General features: G+C 66.2%; 8 protein-coding genes. 5 read left to right on the forward strand and 3 right to left on the reverse strand.

Annotated features, from left to right (window positions below; genetic code table 11):
* Positions 1-5 precede the first annotated feature (5 nt).
* From kdpA to GIB19_RS23435, 5 genes are all read left to right on the forward strand, one after another.
* Complete coding sequence (gene kdpA, locus GIB19_RS23415) at positions 6-1,700, forward strand: potassium-transporting ATPase subunit KdpA (protein ID WP_085272576.1); 1,695 nt, start codon at positions 6-8, stop codon at positions 1,698-1,700.
* A 9-nt stretch (positions 1,701-1,709) separates the two neighbouring features.
* The gene (kdpB, locus tag GIB19_RS23420) at positions 1,710-3,764 is read left to right on the forward strand and encodes a potassium-transporting ATPase subunit KdpB (protein WP_274888196.1); all 2,055 of its coding nucleotides are present in this window, start codon (positions 1,710-1,712) and stop codon (positions 3,762-3,764) included.
* A gap of 10 nt (positions 3,765-3,774) precedes the next feature.
* Positions 3,775-4,326 (forward strand): potassium-transporting ATPase subunit KdpC, encoded by a 552-nt coding sequence (gene kdpC / locus GIB19_RS23425; RefSeq protein WP_274888198.1) that lies wholly within the window; start codon positions 3,775-3,777, stop codon positions 4,324-4,326.
* Positions 4,327-4,485: 159 nt separating this feature from the next.
* Positions 4,486-7,140 (forward strand): sensor histidine kinase, encoded by a 2,655-nt coding sequence (locus tag GIB19_RS23430; RefSeq protein WP_274888199.1) that lies wholly within the window; start codon positions 4,486-4,488, stop codon positions 7,138-7,140.
* Positions 7,137-7,829: a response regulator gene (locus GIB19_RS23435; protein WP_027592845.1), complete on the forward strand. Its 693-nt coding sequence runs from the start codon at positions 7,137-7,139 to the stop codon at positions 7,827-7,829. Before GIB19_RS23430 ends, GIB19_RS23435 begins: the two co-directional genes overlap by 4 nt.
* Before the next feature lie 15 nt (positions 7,830-7,844).
* On the opposite strand, the gene GIB19_RS23440 is transcribed toward GIB19_RS23435, so the two are convergent.
* The 3 genes from GIB19_RS23440 to GIB19_RS23450 all read right to left on the reverse strand — a co-directional run bounded on the left by GIB19_RS23440 (position 7,845) and on the right by GIB19_RS23450 (position 12,411).
* Entirely contained in the window at positions 7,845-8,321 is a 477-nt protein-coding gene (locus GIB19_RS23440; RefSeq protein WP_027592844.1) for an ester cyclase, read from the reverse strand.
* Positions 8,322-8,379: 58 nt separating this feature from the next.
* Positions 8,380-9,285, reverse strand: coding sequence for a LysR family transcriptional regulator (locus tag GIB19_RS23445; protein ID WP_027592843.1), 906 nt, complete (start codon positions 9,283-9,285; stop codon positions 8,380-8,382).
* Positions 9,286-9,480: 195 nt separating this feature from the next.
* Positions 9,481-12,411: an aminotransferase gene (locus GIB19_RS23450; protein WP_274888200.1), complete on the reverse strand. Its 2,931-nt coding sequence runs from the start codon at positions 12,409-12,411 to the stop codon at positions 9,481-9,483.
* Between the last annotated feature and the right edge of the window lie 137 nt (positions 12,412-12,548).

A 12,548-nucleotide genomic window follows, 5' to 3' on the forward strand; every position in this document is an offset into this window, starting at 1 on the left:
TGGCCATGCACAGTTACGACTTTGCCTTGTTACTGGCGTTTTTCGCCATCGTGCTGCTACCGGCACCTTGGCTTGGGCGGTTCTACTACAAGGTGATGGAAGGCCAGCGCACCTGGCTATCACCGGTGGTGGGCCCGGTTGAGCAGGCCTGTTATCGACTGGCAGGCGTACGCGCCGACCAGGAGCAGAACTGGAAGCAATACACTCTGGCGTTGCTGGCCTTCAACCTGGCCGGGTTCCTGTTGTTGTTTGCCGTGCTGTTGTTGCAGGGCTACTTGCCGCTCAACCCACAGCAACTGCCCGGGCAGGAATGGTCGCTGGCGTTCAACACCGCCGTAAGCTTCGTCACCAACACCAACTGGCAGGCTTACAGCGGCGAGTCATCGGTCAGCTACCTGAGCCAGATGCTGGGCCTGACGGTGCAGAACTTCGTCAGTGCTGCCACTGGCCTGGCAGTACTTGTGGCCCTGTGCCGCGGCATTGCCCGCCGTTCGGCCGCCACCCTGGGCAACTTCTGGGTCGACATGACTCGGGCCACGCTCTATGGGTTGTTGCCCCTGTGCCTGGTGCTGGCGCTGCTGCTGGTGTGGCAGGGTGTGCCGCAGACCTTTGCCGACTATGCGCACGCACTGACCCTGCAAGGCACTGACCAGACCATCCCGCTCGGTCCGGCCGCCAGCCAGATCGCCATCAAGCAGCTGGGCACCAACGGCGGCGGCTTCTTCGGCGTCAACGCCGCACACCCGTTCGAAAACCCCACGGCGTGGAGCAACCTGTTCGAGGTGGCGTCGATCATTCTCATCCCGGCGGCGCTGGTGTTCACCTTCGGCCATTACGTGAAAGACCTGCGCCAGAGCCGGGCGATTCTTGCCTGCATGCTGAGCCTGTTCCTTATCGGTGGGGCTACAGCGCTGTGGTCCGAATACCAGCCCAACCCGGCCTTGCAGAGCGCGCAGGTGCAGCAAAGCGCGCCGCTGGAAGGCAAGGAAAGCCGCTTCGGCACCACCGGATCGGTGCTGTGGACAGTGACCACTACGGCAGCCTCCAATGGCTCGGTCAATGCCATGCACGACAGCCTCAACCCGCTGACCGGCATGGTTGCGATGGTCAACATGATGGTCGGCGAGGTGATCTTCGGCGGCGTCGGTGCGGGGCTCTACGGCATGCTGTTATTCGTGCTGATCGCCGTGTTCCTGGCCGGCCTGATGATTGGCCGTACCCCGGAATATCTGGGCAAGAAGCTGCAGGCGCGTGAGGTGCAACTGCTGGTGGCGACCTTGCTGGTGATGCCGGTCGGCGTGCTGGTGCTGGGCGCTATCGCCGCCAGCCTGCCGGGCCCGGCGGCGGCGGTGAGCAACCCCGGTGCCCATGGCTTTAGCCAACTGCTGTACGCCTACACCTCCGGCACCGCCAACAACGGTTCGGCCTTTGCTGGTTTTGGCGCCAACACGGTGTACCACAACCTGATGATCGGCCTGGCCATGCTGGTCGGCCGCTTCGGCTACATCCTGCCGATATTGGCCCTGGCCGGCAGCCTGGCGGCGAAAAAGAGCGCACCCCAGGGGCTGAACAGCTTCCCCACCCACGGCCCGCTGTTCACCGGCCTGTTGCTAGTGACCATCCTGTTGGTGGGTGGCCTGACCTTCCTGCCGACCTTGGCCCTCGGGCCAATTGCCGAACACCTGAGCCTGGGCTTCTGAGGAACCACCATGAACATGCCCATTCCTGAAGTAAAAGCCCCCCACAGCGCCAAGGACCAGACCCGCTTCGCCGCGCTCTGGCGCCCGGCCCTGATCCAGGCCTTCGTTAAACTGGACCCTCGGCAGCTCAAGCGCTCGCCGGTGATGCTGGTGGTGGCGCTGACTGCCGCGCTGACCACTGTGTTGTGTTTTGCCCCCGGCAGTGGCGTGAGCACAACAGTGGCGGTGCAAATTGCCCTGTGGCTGTGGTTTACCGTGCTGTTCGCCAACTTCGCCGAAGCCCTCGCCGAAGGCCGTGGCAAGGCCCGCGCCGACAGCCTCAAGGCTGGGAGCCAGGGGTTGAGTGCCCAGCGTCGCGACAGCGCTGGCGCTTTCGAAATGGTTGCCGCGACCGCGCTGCGCAAGGGCGATGTGGTCAAGGTGATCGCGGGTGAACTGATCCCGGGTGACGGTGAGGTAATCGAAGGCATCGCGGCGGTCAACGAGGCGGCCATCACCGGTGAGTCGGCCCCGGTGATCCGCGAGTCCGGCGGCGACCGTTCTGCGGTCACCGGCAACACGCGGCTGGTGTCTGACTGGTTGCTGATCCGCATCACCAGCAACCCTGGCGAGTCGACCCTGGACCGCATGATCGCCTTGGTCGAAGGGGCCAAACGGCAGAAGACGCCCAACGAGATTGCCCTGGATATCCTGCTGATTGGCCTGACCCTGATCTTCCTGATCGTGGTCGTGACCCTACAGCCGTTCGCCCACTTTGCCGGCGGTAGCCTGCCGTTGATCTTCCTGGCCGCACTGCTGGTGACGTTGATCCCCACCACCATCGGCGGCTTGCTGTCGGCCATTGGTATTGCCGGCATGGACCGCCTGGTCCGGCTCAACGTCATTGCCCGCTCCGGCCGCGCGGTGGAAGCTGCGGGCGACGTGCACACCCTGATGCTCGACAAGACCGGCACCATCACTTTCGGCAACCGCCGCTGCAGCGCGCTGCATGCCGCGCCGGGCGTCACCGCCAAGGAGCTGGGGGAGGGTGCCTTGTTCGCCTCGCTGGCCGATGACACAGCCGAGGGCAAATCGATCGTCGAGTACCTGCGCCAGTTGCACGATTTCGTCGAACCCTCCGGGCAGCAGCTCGAACCGATCGCCTTCAGCGCCGAGACACGGTTGTCGGGTGTCGACTTCCAGCAGCACCGCTACCGCAAGGGTGCTGTCGATGCGGTGCTGGCATTCGTTGGCCTGCAACGGCTGGAAATGCCGCCGGCATTGGCCCGCGAGGTCGAGCGCATTGCCCAGAGTGGCGGCACGCCGCTGTTGGTGTGTGTCGACCAGCGCTTGCTTGGGGTGATCCACCTCAAGGACGTGGTCAAGCCGGGTATTCGCGAGCGCTTTGCCGAGCTGCGCAAGCTGGGTATCCGCACCGTGATGGTAACCGGTGACAACCCGCTGACGGCCGCTGCCATTGCCGCCGAGGCCGGGGTCGATGACGTGCTGGCCGAGGCCACCCCAGAGAAGAAGCTGGCGCGCATCCGTCAGGAGCAAAACGACGGCCGCCTGGTCGCCATGTGCGGCGACGGCGCCAACGACGCCCCGGCGCTGGCCCAGGCTGATGTGGGCATGGCCATGAACGACGGCACCCAGGCAGCCCGTGAGGCGGCCAACATGGTCGACCTGGACAGCGACCCGACCAAGCTGCTGGACGTGGTCCAGGTGGGCAAGGAACTGCTGGTGACCCGTGGCGCCTTGACCACCTTCTCGATTGCCAACGACGTGGCCAAGTACTTCGCCATCCTGCCGGCGTTGTTCGCGGCCATCTACCCGCAGCTGGGCGTGCTCAACCTGATGCACCTGGCCAGCCCGCAGAGCGCGATCTTGTCGGCGATCGTGTTCAACGCGCTGATCATCATCGTGTTGATCCCGCTGGCGCTGCGCGGTGTGCGGGTGCACGCGGCGAGCGCGGCCCACCTGCTGCGGCGCAACCTGCTGATCTACGGGCTGGGCGGGATCATCGTGCCGTTCGCCGGGATCAAGCTGATCGACATGCTGCTCAATGCCTTGCACCTGGTCTGAGGAGGCCGCCATGAACACTTATGTACGCCCGGCCTTGAGCCTGGCCTTGTTGATGACGCTGGTCACCGGCGCGTTGTACCCGCTGGCGGTGACCGGTATTGCCCAGGTCGCCTTCCCTGAACAGGCCAATGGCAGCCTGGTGCGTGACGCGCGCGGCGAGGTGCGCGGCTCGGCACTGATCGCCCAGGATTTCCAAGGCGATGGCTGGTTCCATTCGCGGCCCTCGGCAGGGGCTTATGCCACGGTTGCCAGCAGTGCCAGCAACCTGTCGCCGAGCAACCCGGCGCTGGCCGAGCGGGTAGGCAGCGAGGCCGCGAGGCTGTACCGGGCTGAGCAAGGGCCTGTGCCGCAAGCCTTGCTGACCACCTCAGGCAGTGGCCTGGACCCGCATTTGCCGCCGGAGGCGGTGGCTTATCAGGTAGCGCGTGTGGCAGCGGCCCGCAAGGTGCCCGTTGAGCGCTTGCAAGCCCTGGTGGAAGAGGCCACCCTCCACCCATTGATCGGGCCGCCTGTGGTCAATGTCCTGGCGCTGAACCAGGCCCTGGAGAGGTTGGGAGAGTGAGCTTGGGGCCGCTTTGCGGCCCAATCGCCGGCAAGCCGGCTCCCACAGGTATCGCACCGCTCGCAAGGGCGGTGAGGTCCCTGTAGGAGCGGGCTTGCCCGCGAAGGCCTGCAGAGCAGGCCCAGATTCACCGATCGCCGCACAATCGAAGGATGAAACATGAGTGATTCCGCCCGCGCAGACGCGCTGTTGGCCAACCTCCCGCGCGAAGGCCGCGGCAGCCTCAAGGTATTCCTCGGCGCCGCACCGGGGGTGGGCAAGACCTACGCCATGCTGCAAGCCGCCCACAGCCAGCAACGCCAGGGCGTACAGCTGCTGGCCGGGGTCGTCGAAACCCATGGCCGCGCCGAAACCGAGTCGCTGCTTGGCGGCTTGCCCCAGCAGCCCCTGCTGCGCAGCGAGTACCGTGGCGTCACCCTTGAGGAAATGGACCTCGACGGCCTGCTCAAGGCCGCACCTGCGTTGGCCCTGGTCGACGAACTGGCCCACACCAACGCCCCCGGCAGCCGCCACGCCAAGCGCTGGCAGGACGTTCAGGAACTGCTCGCCGCCGGCATCGACGTGTACACCACGGTCAACGTCCAGCACCTGGAAAGCCTCAACGACAAGGTCCGCGACATCACCGGCGTGCAGGTGCGCGAAACCCTGCCGGACTGGGTGCTGCAGGAAGCGTTCGAATTGGTCTTGATCGACCTGCCACCGCGCGAATTGCTGGAGCGCTTGCGCGAAGGCAAGGTGTACGTGCCCGAGCAGGCGCGGGCTGCGATCGATGCCTATTTCTCCCAGACCAACCTCACCGCATTGCGCGAGCTGGCCATGCAGACCGCCGCCGCCCAGGTCGACGCCGACCTGGCCCACGGCTACCGCCAGCGCGGGCAGGAAGCTCCGGCCCTGCGCGGGCGCCTGCTGGTGGGCATCGATGGCGACGACCAGGCCGAACGCCTGGTGCGCCACGCCAGCCGCGTAGCACAACGCCGGCACCTGCCCTGGAGCCTGGTGCATGTCGACAACGGTAAGCTGCGCGACGAAGCCGCACGCCAACGCCTGCAGGCCGCGCAGCAACTGGCTGAGCGCCTGGGCGGCGAAGTGGTGCTGCTGCGCGCTGGTGAAGTGGCGCGCACGCTGATCCAGCATGCCGGCGAGCGGCGTGCCAGCCTGGTGCTGGTGGGGCAGTCGCGTGATCGCCTGCGCCGTCGCTTCTTCGGCGCCGGTGTAGCGGCGCGGCTGCTGCGCGAAAGCCACGGCCTGGAGATCAACGTGCTCGACCGCGATGCCCAGCCGGCCCCGGCCAGTGCGGCGGTGCAACGGGTATGGGTGTGGCGGCACTACCTGCTGGCCCTGCTTGCCACGCTGCTGGCGGCCGGTTTGTCGTGGGCCGTGTCCAGCGTGCTGGCGCTGCCCAATATCTCCCTGGTGTTCCTTGCCGCCGTGCTATTGGTTGCGGTGCGCAGCAGCCTGGGGCCGGCCTTGGCCTGCGCCGCGCTGTCGTTTCTGACCTACGACTTCCTGTTCATCCCGCCCAATTTCTCGTTCAGCATCCAGCGCGAGGAAGACGTGCTGACCTTGGTGTTCTTCCTGCTGATGGCGGCCCTCACCGGCAACCTTGCGGCCCGCCAGCGCCGCCAGTTGCAGGCGCTGCGCGAGACGCAGGCGCAGACCAACCAGTTGCTTGATTTATCCCGCCGCCTGACCGTTGCCGCCGACCGCCAAGCGGTGTTCAACGCCGCCGGCCAACACCTTGACGGCTGGCAGGATGTGCAAGTCTGCCTGCTCGAACGTAACCCCGAAGGCCAGCTGCACCTGGCCAGCGGCGAGGCCCACGGCCTCAGCGACAACGAGCGCGCCGCCGCCGAGTGGGCCTGGCAGCACGGGCAGGCGGCGGGCCATGGCAGCGACACCTTGCCCAATGGCCGCTGGTGGTGGTGGCCGCTGGCGGTCGATGACCACCCGCTGGCCTTGCTCGGCGTGCGCCCGCGCTCTGGCGACCCGCTCAGCGCCCAGCGCCGGCGCCTGCTCATGGCCCTCGGCCAACCCCTGGCCCAAGCCCTGGCCCGCGCCCGCCTGGCCGAACAATTGGAAGCGGCGCGCCTGCATGGCGAAACCGAGCAACTGCGCAGCGCCTTGTTAGCCTCGGTCTCCCACGACCTGCGCACGCCCTTGACCGCCATGCGCGGCAGCATTGACAGCTTGCTGGCGCTGGGCGAGGCGATCCCCGAGGACGACCGCCGCGAGCTGCTGGAAGGCACCCGCAACGAGGCCGAGCGCCTGGACCGCTACATCCAGAACCTGCTCGACATGACCCGGTTGGGCCATGGCGGCCTCAAGCTGGCCCGCGACTGGGTGGCCCCCGCAGACATCGTCGGCAGTGCGCTGAACCGCCTGCGGGTGGTGCTTGCGCCCCTGCGCGTGCACACCGATGTGCCGGCCGAGCTGCCGTTGCTGTTCGTGCATGCGGCGCTGATCGAGCAGGCCCTGGTCAACGTGCTGGAGAACGCTGCACGCTTTTCGCCGGCCCAGGGTCGGCTGGAACTGCAGGTGTCGGTGCAGGGCGAACAACTGCGCATTGCCGTCAGCGACCAGGGCCCAGGCATTCCTGTGGCCGAGCGGGAGAAGATTTTCGACATGTTCTACACCGCCGCCCGCGGTGACCGGGGCGGGCAGGGCACTGGGCTGGGCCTGGCGATCTGCCAGGGCATGATCGGCGCCCATGGCGGGCAGATCCTGGTGGGTGAAGGGATCGATGGCCAGGGCACCGGCATCACTTTATGCTTGCCGCTGCCCCCTCAACCTGAAGCCGAAAGCGAAGCCCCATGAGCCAGTCCGCCACCCTCCTGGTCATCGACGACGAACCGCAGATCCGCAAGTTTTTGCGCATCAGCCTGACGTCCCAGGGCTACAAGGTGATCGAGGCCGCCACCGGTAGCGAGGGCCTGGCGCAGGCTGCCTTGGGGAAGCCCGACCTGGTGGTGCTCGACCTCGGCCTGCCGGACATGGACGGCCAGCAAGTGCTGCGCGAACTGCGTGAGTGGAGCGCAGTGCCGGTGCTGGTGCTGTCGGTGCGGGCCAGTGAGGTGCAGAAGGTCGATGCGCTGGACGGCGGCGCGAATGACTACGTGACCAAGCCGTTTGGTATTCAGGAGTTTCTGGCGCGGGTGCGCGCCTTGCTGCGCCAGGTGCCGCAGGCCGGCGGGGGCGAGGTGGCGGCCAGTTTCGGGCCGTTGACCGTGGACTTTGCCTTCCGCCGTGTGACCCTGGAGGGCGTCGAGGTGGCGCTGACCCGCAAGGAGTATGCGTTGCTGGCCCAGCTGGCCGGGCACCCGGGCCGGGTGATTACCCAGCAGCAGTTGCTCAAGGACATTTGGGGGCCGACCCATGTGGACGATACCCACTACCTGCGGATCGTGGTCGGGCACCTGCGGCAAAAACTCGGGGATGACCCCATGGCGCCGCGTTTCATCATCACCGAGGCGGGCGTCGGCTACCGGTTGGTCGCGCCCGCCTGATGATGCCGGCCGCTGTTACCACCCCAACTGCTTGTGCAAGCCCAGGGCGTCGTAGTAGTCCCCTTGGTAGATGATCTTGCCGTCTTTGACCTTCACATAGCTCACCCCATCGAACGACAGCGCTTTGTGGGTGGCGGGCGTTTGCGCGTCCCAGGCGCCAGTGTTGGTGCCGCTGAAGGTCCACTGGAAGGCGATGCCGTCTTTGTCGACGATCGGCGTGCCGTTGATCTTCCATTTGAGGTCTGGCACGGCGCCCACGAACACCTTGATCACGTTGTCGCGTGCGGCTTCGCGGCCCTTTTGCGGGGTGCCGACGGTGACGTCGAAGTACTCGGCGTCCTTGGCCAGGTAGCTGGCGGCCTTTTCGGCGTCATGGGCGTTCCAGGCTGCCATGTAGGCGTCGACGATCTGCCTGGGGGTTTCGGCCGCCTGGGCGAGGCTGGCGAAGGTGAACAGCGACAGCAGGTAGAACGCTCTAATCAAAGGACGCATGTTTGCCTCGCTTGCGGGCGTGCCCGCGGGTTGTCGGCCGGACGGCCATTGCGCGTGGTCAGGCCCTTGGCGGCTCCTTTTCGAACAGTTGCCGTACGACTTCCAGGTAGCGCCGCGCGCCCAGGCCCAGGGGCCGCGGTTTGACCCAGATGATGTCGACCCACAGCCGTAAGCGGCTGGCCATGTTGTCGAAGCGCACCTCGGCCAAGGCGCCCGAGGCAATCAACGGTTCGACCAGCGGCTGCGGCAGGTAGGCCCACCCCAGGCCGGATTGCACCAGATCCAGCGTAGCCAGATAACTGTCGGTCAGCCAGATGCGCCGCGACAACACCATGCGCGGGTCGGAGCCGGTGGCTTTGCCGGAGGCCACGATGATTTGCCGTTGCTCGGCGAAGGCTTCTTCGGGCAGTGGCGTGCCGCTGTTGCGCCCGGCGGGATGGCGGGGGGACGCGACGGCGACCAGCAACTGGCTGCCGGCTTCAAGAAACGACTCACGTTCATCGATGCCGGGCCGTTCGAAAACCAGCGCCAGCTGCACGCTGCCGTCATGCAGCAAACGAATCGCTTCGGCTTGCGTGGCCGAACGCACTTCGATCTCAAGGCTTGGGAATTCTTGCGCGAGGGTTTCCAGCGGCTGGCTCCAGCGGCCGGTTTGCAGCTCGGGGGCCATGGCGATGGTCAAGCGCTTTTCAAGCCCCTTGTGCAGCTGCAGGGCCTGGGCGTCGAGCAGGTTGAGCTGGCAGATCACCTGCCGGGCCTGGGGTTCGAGGGCCAAGGCGGCGCTGGTTGGCAAGGCTTTGCGCGTGGCCCGGTCGAACAGGGCCAGGTCCAGCTCGGCTTCCAGCTGGGCGATGGCCATGCTCACGGCCGAAGGCACGCGGCCCAGCTTGCGCGCTGCTGCGGAAAACGACCCTGCCTCCAGTACGGCCAGAAAAACTGCAAGTGAGTCGCTGGTGAAGGCCATTGTCAGAAAACCTGATTGATCGGTTGAGCCGCGTAGCGTGTAGGAGCAGCCTTGTGCTGCGAAGAGGCCGGTGACAGCAGCAAGATTCACTGTGCGGTCCTATGGCCTCTTCGCAGCACAAGGCTGCTCCTACAGGGGATCGGGATAGTGCGAAGGCACTGGCCTCACAGCCTATAACAATCCCTCTCGGGCAGGTTACAGATCTTCCGACAGGATACGGTCCACGCTGTCGACAAAGTAGTCCACGCTCGCCCGTGTGGTGCACATCGGTGGTTTGATCTTGAGGATGTTCAGGTAGTCGCCGGTCGGCTGCATGAAGATGCCCAGGTCACGCAAGCGGTCGCACAGCAGCAAGGTCTCCTCGGTCGCCGGCTCCAGCGTCTGCCGGTCGCGCACCAACTCAAGCCCCAGGTAGAAGCCCGAGCCATGCGCCGCACCTGCGAGCGGGTGCTTGTCGACCAGCGCCTGCAAGCGCGCCTTGAAGTAGCGGCCGGTGTCGCGGGCGTTGTCCCACAGCCCTTCCTCTTGCATCACGTCCAGCACCGCCATGCCGATGCGGCAACTGACCGGGCTGCCCCCCGCCGATGAGAAGAAGTAGCCCTGCGCCTCCAGCGCCTCGGCGATTTCGCGGCGGGTGATCACTACCCCCAGCGGCTGGCCGTTGCCCATGCCCTTGGCCATGGTGATGATGTCGGGCACCACCCCTTGCTCCTCGAAGCCCCAGAAGTACTCGCCCAGTCGGCCATAACCCACCTGCACCTCGTCGGCGATGCACACGCCACCGCGGGCGCGCACCTTGGCGTAGGCGTCCTGCAGGTAACCCGCTGGCAGCGAGATGCCCCCGGCGTTGCCGTACACCGGCTCGCAGATGAAGCCGGCCAGTTGGCGGCCACGGGCATCGAGGTCGGCCAGCTTGGCGTCGACGTCGCGCAGGTAGTCGGCGGCGCTGTCGGCACCACGGAAGCGCCCACGGAAGGTGTTCGGTGCCTCGACCGGGTGCACCCAGTCTGGCCGGGTCTCCAGGGCTTGCGGGTTGTCGGCGATAGAGGTGGAAATGGCGTCTGTAGCCACCGACCAGCCGTGGTAGGCCTCCAGCACGCTGAGCAGGTCGCGCCCGCCGCTGTAGGCCCAGGCCAGGCGAATGGCCAGGTCGTTGGCCTCGGTGCCGCTATTGACCAGGAACACCCGGTCGAAGCCTGCTGGCGCCAGCTTCAGCAGGCGTTCGGAGAACTCGGCGATGGCCGCGTAGTGGAAGCGCGAGTTGGTGTTCAGCAGCGACCATTGCCGCGCCGATTCCGCCACCATGCGTGGGTGCCCGTGGCCAAGCACGGCCACGTTGTTGAGCATGTCCAGGTAAGACCGGCCCTGCATGTCGATCAAGTAATTGCGCCAGCCGCGTTCGATATGGGGCGGTTGCGCGTAGTAGTGCTTTTGCGAACGGGCGAAGCTGGCATCACGACGTGCCAGCAGCGCCTGTGCATCGGGCAGCGGTTCGGCGTCGCAATCAAAGCCCAGCAGCGTGGCAGGCGACGGGCACAGCGCCAGCCAGGCAGCGGTCTGGGAGGGGGTGGCGAAAAACGGCGGGCGGGCGTCGTTATCCAGGCACAGCTGAATGCTGAGCAAGCCACCGCTGCTGCCCAATTTTTGACCTTTTGCCAGGGCCTGCCCCTCTGCCGGAGCATCCTCCAGGCCACCTAGCCACAAGCTCCAGTGGGGTGTGCGCAGGCAGCCGTGGCCATCGCCATGGCGCCGCCAGGTACCGGCCTGCGGCGCCTGCACGGTGCTGGCGTTGGGCACATGCAATTCGACACCCAGCGCGCAGGTGGCAGGTTCTTCAGCGCGGTCGATATGGGTTTGTGACAGGCGATATTGGCCATGCAGCGTGCACGCCGGGGCCGGTTGTGCAGCCAGCAGGTGCTGGTCGAAGCCTGGCTGTTCCCAGTTGCCTGCTTCGCAGTGCGGGCTGAGCACGCCCAGGTCGAGGCGAGCCACTGGCTGGCCGACCCGTTCAGGCAGCAGTAGCGCGCAACTGGCCAGGTCGGGCCGGCTGGGTTGAATACCGGCCGCCAGCAGAATAGCCGCCTCCATCAGCGCGAATGGCACGGCAGTAGCCGTGTCGAAAATTTCCCATTCGTGGGCGATGTTGTTGCGGATGTACTGATTGCCCGGGTCTACAGCCAGCTGTTGCTCGCTGCTTAGCACCAGCACCGCAGCGCGGTTGAGCACCAGCGGCCACAGGGCACGCAGCTCGGTTTCGCTCAGCGGGTTGAGGGCCTGGTAGGCTCGCACCGCCGGCAGAATGCGCAGTGGGTCGCCTTCGGCATGGTGCAGCAGTGCCGCACAGGTCACCGAGAGGTCGGCAATGCGCCAGGTGCGCAGCAGGTCGCCGAAGTCGATGACGCCCTGCACCTGCCACTGGCGCTCGTCATCGCGGGCCCACACGGCGTTGTCATCAGTGATGTCCAGGTGCACGGCTTGGCTTGGCAGCTGCTCCACCAGCGGCGCCAGGCGCTCGGCGGCCAGTTGAGTGGTTTGCTCGACACGGGCGCGTTGCCCGGCGTCCTGCAGCACCGGCAGCAGGTGCTGGATCAACGCCTGCGCGTGCTGCGGGTCCCATTGCAGGGTGCGGTTCAAGCCGGGGTGGTCAAACTCGGCCAAGGCTTGATCCACTTTCGCGCACAGCCCGCCCAGCTCGGCAATCAGGCGCGGCGCCATGTGCTTGAGGCGGGTCAGCGGTTGGCCGTCGATGTAGTCGAGCAGGCGCACCCGCAGCGGTTGCCCGTCGATGTCCAGGGCCAGCAATGCCTGCCCGTTTTGCGCCGGGCGCACTGCGGGTACCGGCAAGCCCTGTTCGCGCAGGTACGCCAGCGCGGCATGCTGCGCCTCCAGTTCGACCTGGGCATAGCTGCCGTGGCAGGCCTTGAGCACGAAACGGCCCTGGGCGGCATCCACGCGGAAGTTCAAGTCTTGCTGGCTGCCCAGCGATGACAGGCTGCCCGCCAGGCCGTAGTGTGCCTTCAGCAAGGCGTGTGCCTGGGCCTCGCTGAGCGCAGGGCTGGGCAGGGCGGAGCGCTGGATCAGGATGTCCAGGGCAGGGGAGGCGGGCGTTTGGTGGTGGCTGGGCATTGGGCTCTACCGTTGGTGCTGGGGTTGACGGTAGGGAATTTATGCCCGTTTTGGCTGATGATGGAAGACGATTGTTGTCAGAATTTTTGATGATTGGTGTGGGTTGTGGGTGCATGTCTTGAGTTTTGCGGCGCCTA

It is taken from the genome of Pseudomonas sp. ITEM 17296 (genome assembly GCF_028895205.1).
GTDB classification, from domain to species: Bacteria; Pseudomonadota; Gammaproteobacteria; order Pseudomonadales; family Pseudomonadaceae; genus Aquipseudomonas; species Aquipseudomonas kermanshahensis.